The following is a 21,865-nucleotide window of genomic DNA, read 5'->3' on the forward strand; positions in this document are numbered from 1 at the left end:
CTTACGGAAGTTTAGTTCCCGGTTTCCCGGATGGCCACCCCAACCATGGAGTCTGCCGTGCCGTAATACAGGTACCAGCGATCCCTGAAATAGACCAGCCCTTCGATAAAGGTGGTGCCTGCCTGGTACTGTCCGCTGATTTCATGCGGCAGGCTCGGACAGATAAAAGGCGTATCCAGCCGTTCCAGGAATACGGCGGGGTCCTCCCGGCTGAACAGGACCTGTCCGCCACAGTAGCTGCCTTCCGGGGTTTCGGCCCCGGCACCTTCCCCACTGAGGTTTTTCCCATTGTAGAGGAGGAGGATCCCCGCATCGGTGTAAAGCGCCGGCGGCCCGGGTTCTGTCAGGTGGCTGTCAAAGCTGCCCGTGGTCGGCAGGAACGGTTTCAGCAGGTCCCCGTTGTCATCGGTCAGGGGCATCCAGTCCCTGCCGTCGGTGGAGGTGGCCACATTTACAAAGAGTTCCCCCCAGTACATATAGTATTTGCCGTCAATTTTTTTGGCAATCAGCCGCCCGTCCCGCAATTCGGTAACCACGGAGCCGGATTTGCTCCAGTGGTCCAGGAAAGCGCCATTGTGGGCATCCTCAAAAACCGGCCCGTGCTTTACCCAGTTTATCAGGTCCGGGGAGGTGGCACTTGAAAGGCGCGCCGTCTCCCGGTTCCAGCTGGTGTAGAGCATCAGGTAGTTGCCGTCTTCGAGTTCCACCACCCTGGGGTCTTCCACGCCGCCCGGGAAATCCCAACGGCTTTGGACCCCGGGTTCCGGGTAAAGCACGGGGTCCTTGTAGCGGGTAAACCGGATGCCATCCGTACTCCATGCCAGGCCGATCCGCGAAGTGCGCTCCCCCAGACGGGCATCCGGGTTGTCTTCGGCCCTGAAAAGCAGGAAAACCGTATCATTCCGTACCACGGCCCCGGGGTTGAATACATCGGCCTGCTGCCAGCGGACTTCCCGCCCGGCCATCGGGCAGAAAAAGACCGCCGTGGAATCGGGTTGGAGGATCGGGTTCTCCGGGGGCTTCACAAACCCTAGCAGCCAGGGGTCCTGTGCGGTGAGCAAACAGGGGAGCCCCAGCAGTAAGGCCAGGGGGAGCGCAAAGAGGCGTCTTCTAATGAGTTGCTTCATGCCGAAATCGATTTACGGCTAAATATACGACCAATAAAATCGGAAGGTGGCGGGAAATCCACCGGAATGGATTTCAGTATATTTATCCCAAACCCAATGTCCATGGACAAACCAAATGCGGGCTTGCCTGCGATCTGCTCGATATCGATTTTCCTGATAGTTTTGTGTGCCTGCCGCGGGGGCGGAAAGGATGGGCGGCAATCAGAATCCGGGGCATTGCCCCCGGGACGCACGGAGGCCGTGGCATCGGACCTGGCAGATTCCACAAACCGCACCGGTTCTCCGGAGGCAGGGAAAGACGGGTATGCAGCAGGATCCTCGGGCACCGGAGAGGACCCCGGGGGGTCCGCCGGGGATCGGACCGGGCGGGCGGGCATCCCGAAACCCCCTTCATTGGAAAGCCTTCCGGACACGGCCTTCATCCGACTGGCGGATTACAGCGACGGTTTCTCCTACGATTTGCGCTACGCCACCAATAACAACTTCCTGGAAGAAGCGGTCTACCCTTGCGGGGAGTGTTATACGCGGGTTAAGACAGCTCGTGCCCTGCTGGATGCCAACCGGGAATTCCGCAGCCTCGGGTATCGCATCCGGTTCTTTGATTGTTACCGGCCCAATTCGGTGCAGTACAAAATGTGGGAGCTGGTGCCAAACCCCCAGTATGTGGCCAACCCGGTAAAGGGTTCCATCCACAACAAAGGCGGGGCCGTGGACATCACCCTGGAAACCCTGGATGGCGCACCTCTGGACATGGGGACGGACTTTGATTATTTTGGCCCGAGGGCCCATCACGACCACACCGATCTCCCCGAAGCGGTACTGGAGCACCGGAGGGTGCTGAAAGAGACTATGGAATCCCATGGATTCTGGTCCATACGGACGGAGTGGTGGCATTACAACCTCCGCACGGCCACCAACGACCCGGTTGCGGATTTCAGGTGGCCCTGTGACAGAAACGAAAAGAGTTAGCCATGGTTAAAAGAACGGTAGTATGGTAAAAAGAACAGTGATATTGGGGATTTCCCTGATGGCGGCCGCAGGTTGCGCTGCCCAGGACCTGCGGCTGGATATCTGGCCGGTGGGGGAGGTGGCACACCGCATCCCCTCAGGGGAAACCGAAGTGAGGGAACAGGGGGACATCCTGCGGATCAGCAAGGTGCAGGTCCCGGATATGGAAGTGTATTTGCCGGAGGGCGATGCGAAGGGGCGTCAGGCCGTACTGATCCTGCCCGGCGGGGGCTACCAGATACTGGCCTACGACTGGGAGGGATCCGCCTATGGCAGGTTGCTGAGCGGGCAGGGCCTTGTGGCCGTTGTCCTGAAATACCGGCTCCCTTCGGCCTCATCGCAGAGCCAGCCCGGACAGGTTCCCCTGAGCGACGCCCAGCGGGCTTTGCGGCTCATACGGTCAAATGCATTGGACTGGGGCGTGGATCCCGACCGGATCGGGGTGATGGGCTTTTCGGCAGGGGGGCACCTGGCAGCCAGTCTCAGTACCCGTTACGGCGAACGGGTCTATAACCCGGTGGATCAGCTGGACAGCCTGAGTGCCCGGCCCGATTTTTCCATCCTGGTCTACCCGGTGATCTCCTTCCGGGAAGAAGTTGGACATAGCGGCTCCCGGCGTGCCCTGCTGGGCGAAAACCCATCGGAGGCCCTGATTTCCAAATACTCGGCAGACGAACAGGTAGGGCCCGGGACGCCCCCGGCCTTCCTGTTGCATGCGGCAGATGACCAGGCGGTTCCCGTCGCCAACAGCCTGAGGTACTACCAGGCGCTGCTCGACCATAAAATCCCTGCAAGCATGCACCTTTATCCCGAAGGTGGGCACGGGTTTTCGCTTGCGGCCGACAGGCCGTACCTCGCCGGATGGACCGGGCAACTTCTATCCTGGCTGGAACAGCTTGATTAACTGCTTGCCTAGGCCTGTTTAAACGGGTGCTCCCAACCTTCCCGGTAGGCGCGTTTCAGCAAGGCGGTGGCAGCAGCATCCCCGGGGATCACTTTTTGTACCGGGTCGTATTGCAGGGAGCGACCCAGTTTTTGGGACAGGTTGGCCAGGATACAACTGGCCGAGGAGATGTGGCCTTCCTCAATATCCGAAAAGGGGCGGGTGTTGTTTTCGATGGAAGCAAGGAAATCCAGCATATGCCGGCGTGTCGCCGGAACCGCGTGTAGCTCGATGTCGGGCTCCTGGGCATCGCCGGGGTATTTTTCCCGTTCGTACAGCACATCCCCGTGGATGGTCGGGGCGTCGCCTGCTGGGATAAAATCGTACTGCATCACACTGCCGGCAAGGGTCCCTTTTTCCCCGTAGATCTTAAAGGCCCACGGGTATTCCGGGTCGGGCGGGGTGCCCCAGCTGCGATGCTGCCAGTGGACCTCAAAATCGTCGTATTCGAATACTGCGGACTGGGTGTCGGTAATGTTGGATTTCCCGCCGGTCTGCACATAGATCCCGCCGTGGGAAGTTATCCGGTTGGGCCAGCGCAGGTCCAGCATCCACCGGACGGTGTCGAGCATGTGTACGCACATATCGCCCATGATCCCATTGCCGTATTCCATGAAGGTCCGCCACCAGCGCCGGTGCGGCAACCCGTCATAGGGCCGTTTGGGTGCGGGCCCCGTCCAGAGTTCGTAATCAAAGAAATCCGGAACTTCCTGAAGGGGTGGGTTCCCGTCTGCCCGCATATGGTAGTAGCAGCAGATTTCCACATGCCCGATTTTTCCCAGCATCCCGGTGTCGATAAACTTTTTCTTCGCCTCCTGCAGGTGGGGCGTGCTGCGGCGCTGGGTGCCCACCTGCACGGTGCGGCCGTATTGCCGGGCGGCAGCCAGGATTGCCTCCCCTTCGAGCACATCCACGCTGATGGGTTTCTGCAGGTAGACATGGGCGCCCTGCTTCATCGCCTCTATGGCCGTAAGCGCATGCCAGTGGTCGGGGGTGCCGATCAGGACGATATCCATTTCCGTTTCCGCCAGCATCTTGCGGTAATCGCTGAATAGGCGGGGTTTGCCCTTGAATTCGGGTCGCTGGGAGGTGAGGCGGGCAGCTTCCTCCAGCATATGCCGGTCCACATCGCAAAGGGCTACCACTTCCACGGGGGCCACCTGCATGAGCCGCCAGAGGTCCATCTTGCCGTACCACCCGGTGCCGATCAGGCCTACTTTCCAGGGCTTGTCACGGTAAATAAGGTCCATGCCGTAGGCGCCCATGCTGGATAGCAGGGCAACGGCCGATGCGCTTTTGACGAAATTCCTCCTGTTGATGTTGAAATGTGGTTCCATAGGTTGCGGGTTGGTCAATTGGTTAATTGGTCAGATGGTTAAAAGCTTATCCTGGCTGGTTTCTAAATATATGAAATACTCCTTATACGGCCTTCGCCTCAACCACCTGCAGGGATTCGTCGTGCAGGCGGATAAAAAACAGGTAGGTATCCCCCCCGCTTCGGATCCGGTTGCGCTTGCGGATCTTCGCCACGTCTTCCGGGAAATTCCGGCTGTTTACATGGCCTTTGCGAAAGGGGAGGCGACCCGGTTTATAGGGAAGGGAGCGCAGGACCCTGAAGCGCCTTCCCGGAAAGGGGATGAGCGCATCGGAGGTGTATAAGTGGGTGTGCCGGTGCAATTTACCCAACTCATAATGGTCGCCCACCAGTTTGAAGGCACCGGCTTTGAGCAGGGCTGCCCCCGGTTCGTAGAGGTACTTCGCCAGGGGGGTGGTTCGCGAAACCGACGCAGCCTCCTCGGCCAGGGTAAAGGTGAAGGGAGGCATGCCGTCAGCCAGGTCAAGGGCTTTGATCCGGGGCTCCCCGGAAAACCCTTTTTGCAGGATCCACAGCAATTCCCGCACTTCGTTGTTCCAGGCCACCACATGCACTTCCCGCACAAATTCCAGGGAGGCAAGGCCGGCCCGGATATCGAGCATGGGGGCGGTTTTCAGCAGCAGGTTGTCGGTGGCCTGCAACAGCAGGTCCAGGTTTTGGGGAATTTCCGGCGTATAGTCCTCCAGGCGGATTACCTTCCCCTTTGTCTGATGCCGTCGGGAGGGGTCCGCATAGATCCAGGACGGCCGGTTGGCATGCCCTTCCATCATGCGGATGTATTCCAGGCCGTCGACGGCATGCACCCTGACGTTTGTGGCCCCGAGTACCTGGAAATTATGTGCGGCTATCAGGGCCAGTTCCGGGTCGATCTCACAGTATTCTACCCGGTTTACCCGGCGGGCAAAAAAAGTGCTGTCCACCCCGAATCCCCCGGTGAGGTCCACCAGCCACTCCCCGGAAACCAGGCCGGCTTTATAGGCGGCGGTTTGCTCTGAAGAGGCCTGCTCCAGATTGAGCCCTGGGGGGTAATAGATGCCCGGTGTTTCATGCCAGGAGGGAAGTTTTTCGCGGGCCTTTTTCCGGCCTGAAAGCTGCTGGGCGAGTTCCTGGGGAGAAACCCAGTCAAACGGGCTGGGTTTGAGGGCAATTGACAAAATGTCAGTAGCCTTATTTTTTAGAATAAAATCCTGTACACCAGTATTTAAAATATACTTATTCAAAGTATACCTATAAATTTTTGGTCAGTCGCTGGACGATCTTGTTTTCGGCCAGGAATTCCTTTAAAATCACCTTTAAAGCAGTGTATCCGGGTACGGCAACGATCATCCCCAGGACCCCGAAAAGCAAGCCGACAATGATGATGATCAGGAAAATTTCCAGCGGGTGGGAGCGCACGCTGTTGGAGAAAATAACCGGTTGGGAAAAGAAGTTATCCACCAGCTGACCGATGCCCAGCCCGAGCAGTACCCAGCCCACATTCGGGAGGATAACCGAACTGAAGTCGGCACCCAGGCTGCTGGTCATGGTCAGCACGATCATGACCACCCCCCCGATGATCGGGCCGATGTAAGGGATGATATTGAACAGGGCACAAAGGAAGGCGATGACCACCGCGTCTTCGATGCCCACCAGCAGCAGCAGGATGGTGTAGATGACGAACAGGACGAAGATCTGGCCGAGGAGCCCGACAAAGTATCGCGATAGCAAGCCCTTGATTTTTTCCAGGGAATGAAGCATTTTTCCCTCCTTGTTGTCAGGGACCACTATCATCAGGCTGTTCTGGAACAGGCGGCTGTCCTTGAGGAAGAAGAAGGCGATAAACAGGACCGAAAAAAGCCCGATGCTCAGATTGCTCAGCACCCCGACGATGGAATTGAGCATGTCGGGGATAAAGCCGACATCCAGGCCTTCCAGCACATTTTTCTCAATATCCGACCTCTGAATCATAGCGTCTATGGACCCAGGGGAGGCCCCAAGATAGGTCGTGATTTCGTCATACAGGTTGTTCAGGTCCTGTTGCAGCGCATCCATGTCCAACAGGGACAGGTTCCGGCCCTGCTCAGTGATCAGGGGGATAAACAGGGAACCGATCCCCGCCAGCAGGCCCAGCATCAGCAGGACCACGGTCACAACGGCCAGGGTATTGGGAAACTTCAGCCTTTGCCTGAGGAAGAGCACCACCGGCCTGCCCATAAGCGCAATGACCGCGGCGATCAGTACATAGGCGATTACCGAGCGGATCAGGTATAGGAAGTAAAGGGTAAGCACGATGCCCGCCAGAATAAAGACGGCCCTTAAAATTCCATTGGCCAGGGTTTTAGCATCCATGCCGATCAGTTTTTAAATGCGTAATTCACGATGTTTGCGCCCATTTGCAAGGCTTTGCGCCGGACTTCCTCCGGATCGTTGTGGACTTCGGGCTCCTCCCATCCATCCCCGAGGTCCGACTCTACAGTAAACAGGAGCACCAGTCGCCCCTCGTGGAAATAACCGAATGCCTGCGGCCGTTTCCCGTCGTGTTCATGGATTTTCGGCAGGCCCTCCGGAAAACTGAAAGGTTGCCGGAAAATCGGGTGGTCGGCCCCCAGTTCCTGCAATTCCTTGTCCGGGAAAATCTTGGGGAGTTCCTTCTGGAGGTATTCCGCCATGCCGTAATTGTCGTCGATATGCAGGAAGCCCCCGCTGAGGAGGTAGGTGCGGATATTTTCGGCCTCTTCCCCGGAAAAAAGGACATTGCCGTGCCCCGTCATGTGCAGGAAGGGATACTGAAACAGGGCCGGGCTGTCTGCGGCTACCGTGCCCGGTGAGGTTTCCAGGTCCGTTCCGATCTGCGAATTGCAGAAACGGATGAGGTTGGGCAGGGCGGTAGGATTCGCATACCAGTCGCCCCCGCCCCGGTATTTGAGGACGGCGATTTCCTGTGCAAAACCGTTGCAGGCGACTCCCATTATCAGCAAGATGGCCAGTTTTTTCATGTCTTGTATTTTGTCAGCCGTTGTTGATCAGGTTGACCGTGGTGCAGGCCACAAGGGCAGCCGTTTCGGTCCGCAGCCTGCTTTCCCCAAGGGATACCGGTATAAACCCCCTGTCGACCGCCATTTCGATTTCGTCCCGGCTGAAATCGCCCTCAGGTCCTATGAGGATAACCACGTCCTTGTCTGCGGCCACCCGGCGCTTAAGGTCCATTTTTTCGTCATCCTCGCAATGTGCAATAAACTTCAGCACGGGTTGGCCGTTTTTGAGGAAATCCGGGAGGGAGACCGGTTCGTCGAGTTCCGGCAGATAGGTGCGCAGGCTCTGTTTCATCGCTTCCTGTATGACCCGCTGCAACCGTTCCATCGGGAGTTTGGTGCGCTCGGAGCGCTCACAGATGATGGGGGTGATCCGGTTGACCCCGATTTCCGTAGCCTTTTCAAGGAACCATTCGAAGCGGTCCATCTTTTTGGTAGGCGCAACGGCCAGGTGCAGGTGGTACATTTTCTGGTGCATCTTCCGCGTATCAAGGATCCGACCCATGCAGCGGTCGGGATCGGCCTCCATGATTTCAGCAGTGAACAGGTAGCCCTTCCCATTGGTAATATGCAGCTGGTCGCCTGCCCTTTTGCGTAGCACCTTCACGATGTGCCGGCTCTCTTCGGGGGAAAATGAAAATTGGTGGACGCTGGTGTCCAGGAGCGGGTGGTAGAAATAATTCATCTCTCGGAAAGGGGTTTGGCCGAAGCGCTTTTGCTCCGTGCGTGTTCCAGGCCCCAGTCGATCCATTGATTCATGTCGGTATCCTCCCGGAAACCCTCGGGGTCCACAAACACGAATTCCTTCATGGTGCGTCCGGTAAAATCCATCGGCCGGGCGCCCTCCCGAAGCAGGGCCTCGGTCATGTGGGTGGCCGGCACGCGGGCCATCAGGGATTCCCCCACGATACCCACACTCATCTTGCCGCGGTACATATAGGCAAGGCCCCCGAACATGTATTTGACGGTCAGTTCTTCCTGTACGGCCTCGCCCCGTTGCATGAGCAACCGGTTCAGGCGATTTTCCAAGTCTTTGCTGTAAGCCATCAGGGTGTCCTGCTCATCCGATTATCCTCCGATTTTATATCTGGCCTGTGCCGAGACGCTCAGGTCCGAAAACCTGCCATCAAGATACTTTAAATATCCTACAATTCCTATCATGCCGGCGTTGTCCGTGCAGTACTGGAAAGGAGGAATATAGGTAGTCCAGCCCAGTTTTGACTCGGCTTCGGCCAGGGCTTTGCGTATGCCGGAATTGGCGGCAACACCCCCGCCAATGGCCACGTGCCGGATCCCGGTTTGTTTGGCTGCGCGGCGGAGTTTCTGCATCAGGATGGTCACGATGGTGCGCTGCAGGGACGCACAGATGTTATCGCGTTCCCGTTCGATAAAGCCCGGGTCTGCCTCCGTATGTTTTTGCATAAAATACAGCACGCTGGTCTTCAGCCCGCTGAAACTGAAATCCAAACCGGGGACCTTGGGGATCGGGAAATCGAAGGCCTCCGGGTCCCCGCTTGCAGCGTATTTATCGATCAGCGGGCCACCGGGATAGGGCAGCCCGAGCAGTTTGGCTGTTTTGTCGAAGGCTTCCCCCACGGCATCGTCCAGGGTTTCCCCCAGGACCTCCATATCGGAATAGCCCCTGACCAGGACGATTTGAGTATGCCCGCCGCTGATGGTCATGGCCAGGAAGGGGAAGGGGGGAGGTTCCTTTCCGGGGGTCTCTATAAAGTGGGCCAGGATATGTGCTTCCATATGGTTCACCTCGATTAATGGGATCCCCAGGCCCAGGGAAAGGGATTTGGCAAACGAAGTGCCTACCAGCAGGGAACCCATGAGCCCCGGACCCCTCGTAAAAGCTATGGCTGATAGGAGTTTTTTGTCGATATTTGCCTTGGCCAGCGCCTGGTGTACCAGGGGGACGATATGTTGCTGATGGGCCCTTGAGGCCAATTCGGGCACCACACCACCATATTCCCGGTGAATTTGTTGGGTAGCCACTACATTACTCAGCATTTTTCGCCCGTGCAAAACGGCCGCGGACGTGTCGTCGCAGGACGATTCAATGGCCAGCAGGTATATGTCTTTTTCAGGCATCGCGGTTTTGGAACAGAAATTGGTTGTACAAAGGTAAATGAATACGCCCTATCAGAAAACTCCGTAAAATAGTCGTCCGCATCCTGCTGGCGCTCCTGGTGTTCTGCGTACTGGGGACGGTACTTCTTTCGATCCCCGCCGTTCAGACGCGCCTGGCCCGCATGGCTACGGACCGGCTCAACGAGGAATTCGGGACCAATATCCAGATAGCACGCGTACGGATATCGCTGATTAGCTGGGACACGGCCCTGGACGGGATCTATGTGGAAGATTACAGGCAGGATACCCTCATCTATATCGACCGGCTCAGCACTTCCATACTGAGTATCCGGGATGTCATCGGGGGTACGCTGGAATTCGGGGATATCGAGATCGACAGCCTGTACCTCAACATGAAAACATACAGGGACGCCCCGGATACCAACCTGGGGATATTTATCGACCAGTTGGATGACGGGCAACCCCGCGCCCCAGGCACCCCCCCGTTTTACTTCTACGCCTCGGGCGTGGAAATTGATCGCAGCCGTTTCCTGCTGAGGGATGAAAACCTGGAAAGCCAGGAAATCCTGGATTTTAAGCGGCTGGAGATCGAGGCCGGCGATTTCACCATCGAGGGGCCCGAGGTCCGGACCGATATCCGGGCCCTTTCCCTCAAAAGCGCCCGGGATCTTTCCCTTGAAAACCTTTCCACTTTCTTCACGTATACCCGGGAGCAGATGCGGTTTGATTCCCTGAGGATCCGCACCCCGGAATCGGCCCTGCAGGGGGAACTGGTCTTTGACTACAACCGGGAAGACTTTGCGGATTTTGTAAACAAGGTGCAGGTGACGGCCCATTTTGAACAATCGGTGGTCGCCCTGGACGAGGTGAACCGGCTCTACGACGCCTTCGGTACGGGGAAAACAGCCGAATTCAGCACGGATATCCGCGGGACGCTGAATGACCTCTACCTGGAGAACCTACTCCTGGTAACCGACAACACGGGCATCCGGGGGGATTTTGCATTCCGGAGCCTTTTTGACAGCGGGGGAGAGCCCTTCCGGATGCAGGCGTCCATACGTGACATCACCACTACCTACTACCAACTGCGGGGGCTGATGCCCGAATTACTCGGGAATTCGATCCCCAGCACCATCCAGCGCCTCGGGCAGTTTACCCTCCGGGGCGAAGCGGTGGTAACCGAGACCAGTGTGGATGCACAGGTGAATATCACCAGCCGGATCGGCAGCAGCTACGCCGACCTTCAGCTGACCGACGTCAACGACATCGACCGGGCTTCCTACAAGGGGTTTGTTTCCCTCATCGATTTTGACCTCGGGGCGTTTACCGGGAACTCCTCCCTGGGGAAGGCTTCCCTGGACGTCAACGTGGAGGGGGAGGGATTTACCAGTACGGGCCTCAACACCGAGGTGATCGGGGAGGTGTACTCCCTCTCCTTCAACCAGTACGCCTATTCGGACATCTCCGTTTCCGGCATCCTGAAGGACCAGCTGTTTGACGGTTCCCTGAACAGTAAGGATCCCAATTTCGTCTTTACCTTCAAGGGGCTGGCCGATTTCGGGAGCGAGCCAAACAGCTTCAACTTTGTGGCCTCGGTCGATTACGCGGACCTGTACCGCCTCAATTTTATCCGGGATACCCTGTCGATTTTCCAGGGGGATATCGACATGGACATAACCGGCAGCGACCTGGACAACATCCGCGGGGACATCCGCTTCAGCAAGACCCAGTACCAGAACCCCAACAATACCTATTTCTTTGACGATTTCCAGATCGTTTCGAGCTTTGACGCGGATACGGTGCGCACCGTGGAGATCAATTCCCCGGACATCATCACCGGCTATATGCGGGGGCGCTTCAAGGTGCGGGAGCTCGGGAAACTGGTGCAGAACTCCATCGGCAGCATCTACACGAATTACAAGCCCTACGAAATATCCGAGGGACAGGAACTGGCCTTTAATTTCCGGATCTACAACAAGATTGTCGACGTGTTTTTCCCGGAGGTTTCCTTTGGCCCCAACACGTTTATCCGCGGCAACATCCTGGCCGACGAAGGGGACTTCAAGCTGAATTTCCGATCCCCTTATATCTCTGCCTTTGAAAACCGCCTGGACTCGCTCGATATCCGCATCGACAACAAAAACCCGCTGTTCAACACCTATGTATCCGTGGCGGATGTTTCTACGGTCTATTACAACCTGAAGGATTTTGAACTCATCAACACCACCCTGACCGATACGCTCTTTTTCCGGACAGAGTTCAAGGGCGGGAGCGAGTACAACGACACCTACAACCTGAACTTTTACCACACCTTCGATAAAAACAACAAATCCGTCATCGGCCTCAAACGCTCGGAGGTCAGCTTCAAGGGGAATACCTGGGTGCTCAACCGGGAGGGCAACGACCGGAACAAGGTCATCATCAACCGGACCCTGGACAGTATCCGGATCGAGGAGGTGGTGATGAACAACCAGGAACGGGAGGAAATCATCCTCAGGGGGGAAATGGCCGATTCCACCTACAAGGATCTGGAGCTGCGCTTCAAGATCGTTTCCCTGGGCAAGATTACCCCGAGCATCGACAGCCTGAAGCTCAGCGGGGAAATCAACGGCGTTCTCAATGTCCGGCAGGAGGACGACATCTACCTGCCCATTGGCAACCTCAATATTTCGGACTTCGGGGTGAACGGGATAAAACTGGGGGAACTGGATATCGGCATGGTCGGCAACAAAGACCTCACCGAATTTTCTGTCAATACGCAGATCACGGAAAACGGGCGCGAAAAATTCTCCGTGATCGGCACGGTGCTCAACCAGGGGGAGGCGCCCACGGCGAACCTCAATGCGAGCTTCAACGGCTTTGAACTGGAGCCTTTCAGCCCCCTTGGGGATGGCGTGATCGATCGGATAAGGGGGACTGTCAATGGCAGTACCCGGATCATCGGCGACCTGCGAAACCCGGAATTTTCAGGCCTGCTGACCCTCAACGATGCCGGCCTGGGAATCCCGTACCTCAACGTCAATTATGACTTCGGGCCCAATTCGGCAGTACGCCTGTTCAACCAGACCTTCGATTTCCAGAATGTCCTGCTCACGGATACGGCCGAAGGCACCACAGCTTTCCTGGATGGTACGATCAGCCATCAGTTCTTCGGGGACTGGCGCCTGAATCTGGATGTGGATACACGCGGGCAGCGGTTTTTGCTGCTCAACACGGAATACGATGAGGAGGAACTCTATTATGGGACGGCTTTTGCCAGCGGGACCGGGAGAATCTACGGCCCGACCAATGCGCTGAATATCAAGTTTGAGGGCTCCACGGCACGGGGCACTTCCCTCAAAATCCCTATCAGCGATGTTGCCAGCCTGGGGGACTACAGCTTTATCAACTTTGTGGAAAAAGACCAGCGCCGGACCATTGAAGCGGAGCGGACCCTTCGGGATTACGAAGGCCTGGAACTGGAATTTGACCTGGATGTCACTCCTGAGGCCGAGGTGGAGATCGTAGTGGACCAACAGACCGGGAGTTCCCTCAAAGGCACCGGGGCCGGGCTGTTATTCATGGAGATCAATACCAACGGCAAATTCAATATGTGGGGGGATTTCGTGGTGGTGACCGGCTCGTACAACCTGAAGTACGGCGGGGTGATCGACAAAACCTTCCGGGTGGAGCCAGGGGGCACCATCAACTGGGATGGGGACCCGCTCGATGCCATCCTCAACATGGAAGCCGTATATTCCCTGAACGCAAACCCGGCGCCCCTGCTGGAGAGTGCCGGCTACACCCCAAGCATCCCCACCGAGGTCATCGTGCGGCTGACCGGGGAACTGGAACAGCCCAGCGTGGATTTTGAAATAGGTTTTCCCGGGACGAGTTCCATCGTTAAATCCGAATTGGAATACCGCCTTCAGGACCCGACGGTGGAGGAGCGCAATGCGCTGTTCCTGCTGGCCCAGGGAACCTTTGTGAATGAATCCAGCGGACTCAACCAATCGGCGGTGGCCGGGAGCTTCCTCCAGACGGCCACCTCCAGCCTGTTCAACCAGGTACTCGGCAACAGCAGTGACAAGTTGAACCTCGGGTTATCCTACGAGGCGGGCTACCGGGGACCTGATGCCGCCGGGGTGAATGAGGCGAACAGCGACCGAATCGGGGTGACGGTCTCCACCCAGATCAGCGACCGGATCCTGTTCAACGGACGTTTTGGCGTGCCCGTGGGCGGATACAGCGAATCGGCGGTTGCCGGCGATGCGGAGGTACAGCTGATCCTGAACGAACAGGGGACCCTTAGTATGCGTATCTTCAACCGCCAGAACGAGATCCGGCAGTTCCTTGCAGACCGCCAGGGGTATACCCAGGGAGTCGGCCTGTCCTACGAGGTGGATTTCAACAGTTTCCGGGACCTGCTGCGCCGTGTGTTCCGCAAGCAGGCAGCACCTGCACCCCCCCGCCGGCAAATGGATACAACCGGGGTGAAACCCCCGCCGGAAGCCACTATGGGCAACGACAGCCTGATCCGGTTCTATTCCAAAAACCGCCCGCGGCAATGACGGTCAGGTGTGGGTTTTTTAAAAACATATGAATTTGCCAAATTCGTTACGAAAACGATTTCGCAATGAAGGATTCCTAAATCTGGGCCGTTCCCGTTCTTTTTTGGGCAGAAATTTGTTAATTTTGCAATTCGAATTTTTTTCATGGACAAACCAATGCACAAGATTGCGGTGCTGACTTCCGGAGGGGATTCCCCCGGTATGAATGCCGCTATCCGCTCCGTGGTTCGGACCTGCGCTTACATGAATGTGGAGTGTATGGCGATCTACCGGGGCTACCAGGGGATGATTGAAGGGGATTTTGTGGCTATGAACGCCCGGAGCGTGAACAACATCATCAACAAGGGGGGTACCATCCTTAAATCGGCCCGATGTGAGGATTTCAAAAAACCGGAAGGCCGTAAAAAAGCCCATGATCAACTGGTAAATGCAGGAATCAGCGGCTTTGTGGTAATCGGCGGGGACGGCAGTTTTACCGGCGCTACCATTTTCAACAAAGAATTCAACTTTCCGGTGATCGGGATCCCCGGGACGATCGACAACGACATTTTCGGAACCCGGTATACGCTGGGTTTCGACACGGCCCTCAATACGGTGGTGGAAGCCATCGACAAGATCCGCGATACAGCCAGCTCCCACAACCGCCTCTTCTTTGTGGAGGTAATGGGCAGGGATGTAGGGCATATTGCCCTGAATGCCGGGGTTGCGGCGGGTGCCGAGGAAATCCTCATCCCTGAGGAAAACCTGGGCCTGGACCGGTTGCTGGAATCCCTGAGGCGCAGCAAGAAAACCGGGAAATCCTCCAGTATCGTCGTGGTTGCCGAAGGGGATAAAACCGGTAAAAACGTCTTTGAACTGAAGGAATACGTGGAGGAGCACCTGCCCATCTACGACGTGCGGGTTTCCGTACTCGGGCACATGCAGCGGGGCGGGGCGCCCACGGCCTTCGACCGGGTTTTGGCAAGCCGTATGGGTGTCAAGGCCGTGGAGGCACTGATTGGCGGGAAAACCAACCTGATGGTGGGCATCATCGACAACGAAATCGTTTTGACCCCGATTGCCGAGGCGATCAAGGGGCATACAAAGATAGACCGGGAACTCGTACGGGTTTCCGACATAATGAGCATATAAACATCAAAAACACTTCAACATGGCATCATTGCGAATAGGAATTAACGGATTTGGAAGAATTGGCCGCCTGGTCTTCAGGGCCACGGCAGAACGCGACAACGTCGACGTGGTAGCCATCAACGACCTCCTGGATGTGGAGCACCTGGCCTACCTGCTGGAATACGATTCGGTCCACGGTAGGTTCAACGGCACGATTGCCGTACAGGACGGTAACCTGGTGGTAAACGGAAAGACCATCCGCGTAACTGCGGAACGCGACCCCGCAAACCTTAAGTGGGATGCAGTTGGTGCCGACATCGTTGCAGAGTGCACCGGGATCTTCACCACCCTGGACACGGCCCAGAAGCATATCGACGGCGGCGCCAAGAAGGTGGTGATTTCCGCCCCTTCCAAAGACGCACCCATGTTCGTAATGGGCGTCAACCACAAAGAGGCCAAAGCCTCGGACAAAATCGTTTCCAACGCGAGTTGCACCACCAACTGCCTGGCGCCGATCGCCAAGGTGCTGGACGATACCTTCGGCATTGCGGAAGGATTGATGACTACCGTCCACGCCACCACGGCGACCCAGTTAACGGTCGACGGTCCTTCGAAGAAGGATTTCCGCGGGGGCCGCAGCGCCCTGCTGAACATCATTCCGGCTGCCACAGGTGCGGCCAAAGCCGTCACCAAGGTAATCCCGGCCCTGGAAGGCAAGCTTACCGGGATGGCCTTCCGGGTTCCGACCGCGGATGTTTCGGTCGTGGACCTGACCGTACGCCTCGAGAAGGAGACGTCCTACGAGGAAATCAAAAAAGCCATGAAAAGCGCCTCGGAAGGCCCCCTGAAGGGCATCCTCGGCTATACGGACGAGCTGGTGGTTTCCCAGGACTTCGTGGGGGATACGCGGACCAGCATTTTTGATGCGGATGCCGGTATCGAACTGAACAGCAAATTCTTTAAGGTGGTATCCTGGTACGACAACGAAGCAGGGTATTCCAACAAATTGGTAGACCTGGCACTCCACGTCCACAACCTGTAATATTCAATCAACAACAGCCGGGGCTTCCCGGGACCCCGTCAGCGGTCCCGGGAGGCTTCTGCTGAATTTACGCGAAATTTATGGTACTGATCACCGACAGCGGGGCCACCAAGGCCGACTGGATTGCCATGGACAGCAAGGGCGACCAGCTTTTTATGACCCAAACGCTCGGATTGAGCCCGGAGGTTCTTTCCAAAGAGGTAATCGAGGAAAGGCTCGCCAACAACTGGGAACTGGCACGGAATGCTAAAAAAGTAACCCGCCTGTATTTTTACGGGGCGGGATGCGGCACGGACCGGATGCGTCGGTTCCTCGGTGAAATTTTCGGGGAATTCTTCCCGAACGCCAAGGTGGTGGTCAAAGAAGATACGTATGCGGCGATCTATTCAACCACCAAGATCGGACACCAGGGCATTGTCTGCATCCTGGGTACCGGTTCCAATTGCAGTTATTACGACGGGCACCAGCTGTTGCAGAAAGTAACCTCCCTTGGGTACATCCTCATGGACGACGGGAGCGGGAATTTTTTCGGGAGGAAGCTGGTCCGGGATTTCTACTATCACAAGATGCCCCAGGACCTGGCACACCTTTTCGAAAAGGAATACAACCTGGACGCCGACGTGATCAAGGAAAACCTCTACAAAAAGCCCAACCCGAACACGTACCTGGCCACGTTTGCGCGCTTTATCGTGGAGCATAAGGAACATCCCTATTGCAAAGGGGTCATCGACAAAGGCTTCCAGCAGTTTATCAACAACCACGTTATGCAATTTGAACTGGCCACCAAAGTTCCCGTCCATTTTGTGGGCAGCATTGCCTTTTACTTGCAGGAGGAACTCAAGGCCGTCGTGGAGCGCAACGACCTGGTGCTGGGCCAGATCCGCCAGCGGCCCATCGAGGGGCTGGTGGAATTCCACAAGGAGACGATTTGAGGTTCTTCCCGGATCAGGGGAAGGGGGCGCCCGGAAAGAGTGTCTGAAACCGGGTAGTTACCCCGTGACCGCAATCACGGATATTTCCACATTCACGAATTTCGGCAGGTTGGCAACCTCCACGGTTTCCCGGGCAGGTGCCGTAGCTGTTTCGAAATACTTGCCGTAAACCGCGTTGATTTGGGCAAATTGCCGCATGTCGGCGACAAAAATCGATGCTTTTACCACATCCCCGAAACTGTAACCTGCTGCCTTCAGCACGACCGACAGGTTTTGCATTACCTGCTCCGTTTCCGCTTCTATGCTGCCTTGTACAAGCTCCCCGGTGGCCGGGTCCAGGGCGATCTGCCCGGATACGTAAAGCGTATTGCCGGCCTGCACCGCCTGGTTATAAGGCCCTATAGGCGCAGGGGCCTGGTCCGTTTTGATGATCTTTTTCATGGTCTGCCGTTTTTTAGTTGAAATTGGACCGCTGGCTGCGGTTCTCCCATTTGAGGTCGCTGAGGATACTCGCCTTGATACCGATAAAGAAATACCACCGCTCCAGGTTGCCGAAAGGCGTCCAGTCGAACGTGAGCTTAAAACTCTTTAAATCGCGGGCAAACCCCAGACGGGTGAGTCCGAAACCGCTGCGGACGAAATCGTAGGACGAACTCACCGAGACATCCCAGCGGGGCGCAAGGGTCACATTCCCGTTGAACATCAGCACATGGTTGGTCAGCTGGCCGTTCCGGTTGGTGTTCGAATAGTTCATGGCATAGGAAAGGTTGAGGTTCCACGGGATCTTTGAACCCCAGGCCGGGTTTTCGATATCGTCCGGGTCGCGGTTGTCAAAGGCAGTCGCGTTCAGGTCGTTGGCCCGGCCGAAAAGGTCGTCCGTCCGCCCACCACTCGCCGCTACATAGGTGTCCCCGTCATAAGGGTTGTCCTCGTCGATCTCCGTATCCCTGTCTTCAAAATCCTTGCTGCTCAGCCTGTAGGTCACGTTCAGGCGGGCATTGGTGATCCGGAGGAGGCCCCCGCCGTTGTTGACGTTGAGCGTATTGATGCGCCTTCCCGTATTGTCGATGGCATAGGGGTCCAGGTTGGCCCCGAAATTCACCGATACCTTGTTGTCGAACAGGTTGGTCCCCCCGGTCATGCTAATCGGGCTCAGTTTCAGGGAATCGGCCTCAAAATTGTAACTGGTGCTGAAATTCAGGCTGTTGAGCAGGAAGATCTTTTTGGGCTCTGTGGCAGTGGAGTCCCGGTCGCGTACCTTGGCCTCCAGGGTATTGGCCAGGGAGAATGACATGGAGTTGGACTGTCCCTGCCTGGGGGAACCGTAGAGGGAGCCCTGGAAACGCGTAAAAAACAGCGATTCCCCCGTAGCCTGATTGACCTCCTCTTCGTAGTACTGGTCAAAGGAGGGCGCCCAGCCGTAACTGACCGTGGGCCGCACCACGTGGCGGATCGCCTGTATCTTGCGATCCTCCCCAAAGTTGAACTGGCCGTAGAGGGTGGTGCCCAGGCTGGCGTTGAGGCTGTACTGGTTAAATCGGTCGAATCCCTGGATGGTATCCCGCACAATGGTCTCGGTTTCCGGGTCGTACACCTGGTCCTGCGTCTGCCAGGTCCAGACATCTTCGTAGGTGCCCCCGAGGCTGACGCTGAAGAATTTGGCCACCTTGAAGTTGGTGGCCAGCGGGATGCGGTGGCGCGCGCCCATCTGGGCCTCGTCGAACATCCGGCCGGTCAGGAAGTCCTCCGTGGTGGTCTGTATGCTGTTGCGGGCGTTCAGGTCGTACTGGAAGTTGATGTTCTGGAATACCCCTTTTTTTACCCCTTCCCTCGGGGCAAGGGGAAATATCCGCTCCATGCTCGCCTGGAGGGTGGGCAGGGTTACGCTCACCGCATCCGTATTCGTATTCTGGTTATGGGTTGCTGTCAGGCTGACGTTCACCGACGGGTAGGCGGGAAACGTCTTGGAATAGGAAACCGACGACGACAGGTCATTGACCTGGGTGTTGGGCAGGTTCTGCTGCAGCAGGGAATTCCTGTAATACTGGCTGCTCCCCAGGTTCACGGAAGCCGAAAACCGGGAATTCGGGTTGGCCTTGGGGTCCTGGGTGTGGCTGACCTGGATATTGTAGATGGTCGTCCTGGAATAATCGTCGAAGCCCTTCTGGCTGCGCACCAGGTTTTCGTACCGGAAATTGACGTTCCCCCGGAAGCGGTAGCGTTTGGAGTACACCGACTGGGTCCGGAAGCCGTAACTCCCGTTGGTGTACAGGTCACCGGTAAGGGTCAGGTCCACATAGTCGCTGATGGGCAGGTAATACCCGCCATTCTGCAGGAAATAGCCACGGTTGGGGTCATTCCCGAAGGTTGGCATCATGATGCCTGCCGTCCGGCCCGTTGTGAGCGGGAAATAGGCAAAAGGCAGGGCGATGGGAGTGGGGACATCCACGATGTACAGGTTGCTGTAGCCGGCGATCACCTTTTTCTTGGGCACGAATTTCGCCTTGCGCACCCGGATGTAATAATCCGGGTCGATGGTATCCTTGGAGGTCGTGAGCTTGCCCTCGCTCAGGAAATAAACGGAATCGTTTTCCTTTTTGGTGCGCTGGGCATAGACCTTCATGGCATCGCTGCCCAACTGGCCAAGGCCTGCCTGTTGTTCGGAGCGCGAATTCCAGATAATGGCTTTTTCCGTGTCGAAATTAAAGCGGATGGAATCGGGGATGACCTCGTTTTCCCCCTGCTTGAAATAGGGAAGCTGGGAATAGTTGCCCAGGGAATCCTTCATGCGCCCGGCGTAGACCTCATTCCGGACGTAATCCAGCACAATGATGCCCGCTTTGAGCTCGGTATCCTGGTAGTAAATTTCGGCCTCGTTGTACAGGTAGATCTTCTGTTCGCGCTGGCTGATCCGCACATAATCCTTGGCATTGTACTTAATCTGGTCCAGGATGGTTCCCTGGGAGCCCGGGACCGACTGCCTGGTCGTATCTGCTGCGACCGTCGCCCCGGGCAGGTCTGCCGGCAACTGGGGCGCTACCAGGGTGTCCCCGAGCGGCTTAACCGGGAGCGGCCGGGCGATGTCTTCCTGTGCGCTCATTAGCCCCGGGGTCAGCAGCATAAGACCCATTAAAAGAAGCAGATGTATATTTGATTGCAAGTTGATAAATCCTATTTTTGTACGGGTCGGCGACGGAATCAGTGGTCAAACTTACATATTTTTCCCACTGAAACCTGCACATTAGAACAAATTTAACCCGCGTGAAATTGGATAGAAACTCGAGAAACAGGGCGATGAGAACGATAATGATACTAGGGGTCCTTTCTGTGTTTTCCACAGGGATCATGGGCCAGGCCACCCCCGGGAATGCCGGGGTGCCGGAACCCTTTACGGTGGTGCTCGATGCAGGTCACGGGGGGCATGACCCTGGCAACCTGGGCAATGGCTATCTGGAAAAGAATATTGCACTGAACATCGTGCTTGAAGTTGGGAAGGAACTGGAAAAGCTACCTAACACGAAGGTGATTTACACCCGGAAGGATGACAGCTTTGTGGACCTCTATGTCCGCGGGGAAATAGCCAACAAGGCCAAGGCAGACCTCTTTGTTTCCGTACACTGCGATTCCCATACGTCCAACGCCCACGGGGCCGGGACCTTTGTGCTGGGGCTGCATGCCAACGAACAGAATTTCGAGATAGCCAAAAAGGAGAACTCGGTGATCTACCTGGAGGACAATTACGAGACGCGGTATGCGGAGTACGATATCAATTCCCCCGAGTCCGTCATTGGCCTGACCATCATGCAGGAGGAGTTCCTGGACCAGAGCATCCTGCTCGGGAAACTGATGCAGGATCGTTTTACAGGCGAGCTGAACCGGAACGACCGCAAGGTGAAGCAGGCAGGGTTCATTGTCCTGCACCAGACGTTTATGCCGAGCGTCCTGGTGGAAACCGGGTTCCTGACCAACAAGGAAGAAGGTCGTTTTCTGAATTCCGAAAGCGGGCAGGAAAAGATGGGCAAGGCCATTGCCGGTGCAATCAAGGCCTACCGGGAGAGCCTGGGTTCGGAAGCGGACCTCGGGCTTGTGGCCCAGGGACAGCCGCCGATAAACGAAACGGCAACTACCTCCAATTCCGGGGGGGTGCAGACCGCACCAGCCGATACCGGCCTGCCCGCAAACGAGGAGCCCATACCCCCGGTAACCAGTTCTCCGGAGGAGGCGCAACCGCCGGCAACCGGGGGGTCGCAGCAGCCCCCGGCAGCAGGCAAACCGGATGCAGGGGCTTTGTCCGCGGACAAGCCGCAAACGACGGGGCCAGCTACTTCGCAGGATGCGGCAAGGGCCAAAACCCTGGGGATCAGCTTCAAGGTCCAGCTCATTGCCGTCAGCCGGGATCCGGACCTGAATTCCGCCGCCTTCGGCCGGTTGCCCAATTTGTCCAAGGAACACTACCAGAACATGTACCGCGTCCTCTACGGCGATACACGGTCTTATGCGGATGCCCAGAAACTACAGACTTTCGCTGCCCAGCGGGGCTATCCTGCGGCCTATATCGTCGCCTACCACGAGGGAAATCGCATTCCCGTTCCAAAGGCGCTTGAGATGCTGGACAATTGAGCACTCCCATCCAAAAATTATTTCTAATTTTGTTAGGAACCCAATACAGC

17 protein-coding genes are annotated in these 21,865 nt (G+C 56.7%); 7 read left to right on the plus strand and 10 right to left on the minus strand.

What is annotated here, in order from left to right:
• Positions 1-11: 11 nt before the first annotated feature.
• The gene (locus H7F20_RS13170) at positions 12-1,127 is read right to left on the minus strand and encodes a glycoside hydrolase family 130 protein (RefSeq protein WP_185786632.1); all 1,116 of its coding nucleotides are present in this window, start codon (positions 1,125-1,127) and stop codon (positions 12-14) included.
• Positions 1,128-1,229: 102 nt separating this feature from the next.
• Here H7F20_RS13170 and H7F20_RS13175 point away from each other — a divergent pair, with 102 nt between their 5' ends.
• Complete coding sequence (locus tag H7F20_RS13175) at positions 1,230-2,096, plus strand: M15 family metallopeptidase (RefSeq protein ID WP_185786633.1); 867 nt, start codon at positions 1,230-1,232, stop codon at positions 2,094-2,096.
• Between the two features lie 22 nt (positions 2,097-2,118).
• The gene (locus H7F20_RS13180) at positions 2,119-3,039 is read left to right on the plus strand and encodes an alpha/beta hydrolase (protein ID WP_185786634.1); all 921 of its coding nucleotides are present in this window, start codon (positions 2,119-2,121) and stop codon (positions 3,037-3,039) included.
• Positions 3,040-3,047: 8 nt separating this feature from the next.
• Here the strand turns inward: H7F20_RS13180 and H7F20_RS13185 are convergent, their stop codons facing one another.
• From H7F20_RS13185 to tsaD, 7 genes are all read right to left on the minus strand, one after another.
• Positions 3,048-4,415, minus strand: coding sequence for a Gfo/Idh/MocA family protein (locus tag H7F20_RS13185; RefSeq protein ID WP_185786635.1), 1,368 nt, complete (start codon positions 4,413-4,415; stop codon positions 3,048-3,050).
• A gap of 82 nt (positions 4,416-4,497) precedes the next feature.
• Positions 4,498-5,607 carry a class I SAM-dependent methyltransferase gene (locus tag H7F20_RS13190; protein ID WP_255444097.1) on the minus strand — a complete coding sequence of 370 codons (1,110 nt, stop codon included), beginning with the start codon at positions 5,605-5,607 and terminating at the stop codon, positions 4,498-4,500.
• 73 nt (positions 5,608-5,680) lie between these two features.
• Positions 5,681-6,781, minus strand: a complete 1,101-nt coding sequence (locus tag H7F20_RS13195) for an AI-2E family transporter (RefSeq protein ID WP_185786637.1) — start codon at positions 6,779-6,781, stop codon at positions 5,681-5,683.
• Positions 6,782-6,786: 5 nt separating this feature from the next.
• The gene (locus H7F20_RS13200; RefSeq protein WP_185786638.1) at positions 6,787-7,428 is read right to left on the minus strand and encodes a DUF4159 domain-containing protein; all 642 of its coding nucleotides are present in this window, start codon (positions 7,426-7,428) and stop codon (positions 6,787-6,789) included.
• A 13-nt stretch (positions 7,429-7,441) separates the two neighbouring features.
• A complete protein-coding gene (locus H7F20_RS13205) occupies positions 7,442-8,149 on the minus strand; it encodes a 16S rRNA (uracil(1498)-N(3))-methyltransferase (RefSeq protein ID WP_185786639.1) in 708 nt (235 codons plus the stop codon).
• Positions 8,146-8,493, minus strand: coding sequence for a TfoX/Sxy family protein (locus tag H7F20_RS13210; protein WP_185786640.1), 348 nt, complete (start codon positions 8,491-8,493; stop codon positions 8,146-8,148). The genes H7F20_RS13205 and H7F20_RS13210 overlap by 4 nt, the downstream gene beginning before the upstream one ends.
• Before the next feature lie 39 nt (positions 8,494-8,532).
• Positions 8,533-9,561, minus strand: a complete 1,029-nt coding sequence (gene tsaD, locus H7F20_RS13215) for a tRNA (adenosine(37)-N6)-threonylcarbamoyltransferase complex transferase subunit TsaD (protein ID WP_185786641.1) — start codon at positions 9,559-9,561, stop codon at positions 8,533-8,535.
• A gap of 161 nt (positions 9,562-9,722) precedes the next feature.
• On the opposite strand from tsaD, the gene H7F20_RS13220 reads away from it, so the two are divergent.
• The 4 genes from H7F20_RS13220 (at position 9,723) to H7F20_RS13235 (ending at position 17,195) form a co-directional block, all read left to right on the plus strand.
• Positions 9,723-14,111: a translocation/assembly module TamB domain-containing protein gene (locus H7F20_RS13220; RefSeq protein ID WP_255444153.1), complete on the plus strand. Its 4,389-nt coding sequence runs from the start codon at positions 9,723-9,725 to the stop codon at positions 14,109-14,111.
• Between the two features lie 144 nt (positions 14,112-14,255).
• Positions 14,256-15,242 (plus strand): 6-phosphofructokinase, encoded by a 987-nt coding sequence (gene pfkA / locus H7F20_RS13225; RefSeq protein ID WP_185786642.1) that lies wholly within the window; start codon positions 14,256-14,258, stop codon positions 15,240-15,242.
• A 19-nt stretch (positions 15,243-15,261) separates the two neighbouring features.
• Positions 15,262-16,263, plus strand: a complete 1,002-nt coding sequence (gap, locus tag H7F20_RS13230; RefSeq protein ID WP_185786643.1) for a type I glyceraldehyde-3-phosphate dehydrogenase — start codon at positions 15,262-15,264, stop codon at positions 16,261-16,263.
• A gap of 80 nt (positions 16,264-16,343) precedes the next feature.
• Positions 16,344-17,195, plus strand: coding sequence for an N-acetylglucosamine kinase (locus tag H7F20_RS13235; protein ID WP_185786644.1), 852 nt, complete (start codon positions 16,344-16,346; stop codon positions 17,193-17,195).
• Between the two features lie 57 nt (positions 17,196-17,252).
• Here H7F20_RS13235 and H7F20_RS13240 read toward each other — a convergent pair whose 3' ends face one another.
• Positions 17,253-17,636: a RidA family protein gene (locus H7F20_RS13240; protein WP_185786645.1), complete on the minus strand. Its 384-nt coding sequence runs from the start codon at positions 17,634-17,636 to the stop codon at positions 17,253-17,255.
• A gap of 13 nt (positions 17,637-17,649) precedes the next feature.
• Complete coding sequence (locus H7F20_RS13245) at positions 17,650-20,316, minus strand: putative LPS assembly protein LptD (RefSeq protein WP_185786646.1); 2,667 nt, start codon at positions 20,314-20,316, stop codon at positions 17,650-17,652.
• A gap of 224 nt (positions 20,317-20,540) precedes the next feature.
• On the opposite strand from H7F20_RS13245, the gene H7F20_RS13250 reads away from it, so the two are divergent.
• Positions 20,541-21,815 carry an N-acetylmuramoyl-L-alanine amidase gene (locus H7F20_RS13250; protein ID WP_255444154.1) on the plus strand — a complete coding sequence of 425 codons (1,275 nt, stop codon included), beginning with the start codon at positions 20,541-20,543 and terminating at the stop codon, positions 21,813-21,815.
• Positions 21,816-21,865 lie beyond the last annotated feature (50 nt).

The sequence above is a fragment of the Robiginitalea sp. SC105 genome (assembly GCF_014243345.1).
In the GTDB taxonomy this organism is placed as follows: domain Bacteria; phylum Bacteroidota; class Bacteroidia; order Flavobacteriales; family Flavobacteriaceae; genus Robiginitalea.

What these genes read in the sequence shown, in the direction of transcription:
- H7F20_RS13220 (WP_255444153.1), top strand. Translation starts at nt 9,723, where the DNA reads ATGGCTACGGACCGGCTCAACGAGGAATTCGGGACCAATATCCAGATA.
- H7F20_RS13235 (WP_185786644.1), top strand. Translation starts at nt 16,344, where the DNA reads ATGGTACTGATCACCGACAGCGGGGCCACCAAGGCCGACTGGATTGCC.
- gap (WP_185786643.1), top strand. Translation starts at nt 15,262, where the DNA reads ATGGCATCATTGCGAATAGGAATTAACGGATTTGGAAGAATTGGCCGC.
- H7F20_RS13180 (WP_185786634.1), top strand. Translation starts at nt 2,119, where the DNA reads ATGGTAAAAAGAACAGTGATATTGGGGATTTCCCTGATGGCGGCCGCA.
- H7F20_RS13175 (WP_185786633.1), top strand. Translation starts at nt 1,230, where the DNA reads ATGGACAAACCAAATGCGGGCTTGCCTGCGATCTGCTCGATATCGATT.
- H7F20_RS13170 (WP_185786632.1), bottom strand. Translation starts at nt 1,127, where the DNA reads ATGAAGCAACTCATTAGAAGACGCCTCTTTGCGCTCCCCCTGGCCTTA.
- H7F20_RS13245 (WP_185786646.1), bottom strand. Translation starts at nt 20,316, where the DNA reads ATGCTGCTGACCCCGGGGCTAATGAGCGCACAGGAAGACATCGCCCGG.
- H7F20_RS13185 (WP_185786635.1), bottom strand. Translation starts at nt 4,415, where the DNA reads ATGGAACCACATTTCAACATCAACAGGAGGAATTTCGTCAAAAGCGCA.
- H7F20_RS13240 (WP_185786645.1), bottom strand. Translation starts at nt 17,636, where the DNA reads ATGAAAAAGATCATCAAAACGGACCAGGCCCCTGCGCCTATAGGGCCT.
- tsaD (WP_185786641.1), bottom strand. Translation starts at nt 9,561, where the DNA reads ATGCCTGAAAAAGACATATACCTGCTGGCCATTGAATCGTCCTGCGAC.
- H7F20_RS13195 (WP_185786637.1), bottom strand. Translation starts at nt 6,781, where the DNA reads ATGGATGCTAAAACCCTGGCCAATGGAATTTTAAGGGCCGTCTTTATT.
- pfkA (WP_185786642.1), top strand. Translation starts at nt 14,256, where the DNA reads ATGGACAAACCAATGCACAAGATTGCGGTGCTGACTTCCGGAGGGGAT.
- H7F20_RS13200 (WP_185786638.1), bottom strand. Translation starts at nt 7,428, where the DNA reads ATGAAAAAACTGGCCATCTTGCTGATAATGGGAGTCGCCTGCAACGGT.
- H7F20_RS13250 (WP_255444154.1), top strand. Translation starts at nt 20,541, where the DNA reads ATGGGCCAGGCCACCCCCGGGAATGCCGGGGTGCCGGAACCCTTTACG.
- H7F20_RS13205 (WP_185786639.1), bottom strand. Translation starts at nt 8,149, where the DNA reads ATGAATTATTTCTACCACCCGCTCCTGGACACCAGCGTCCACCAATTT.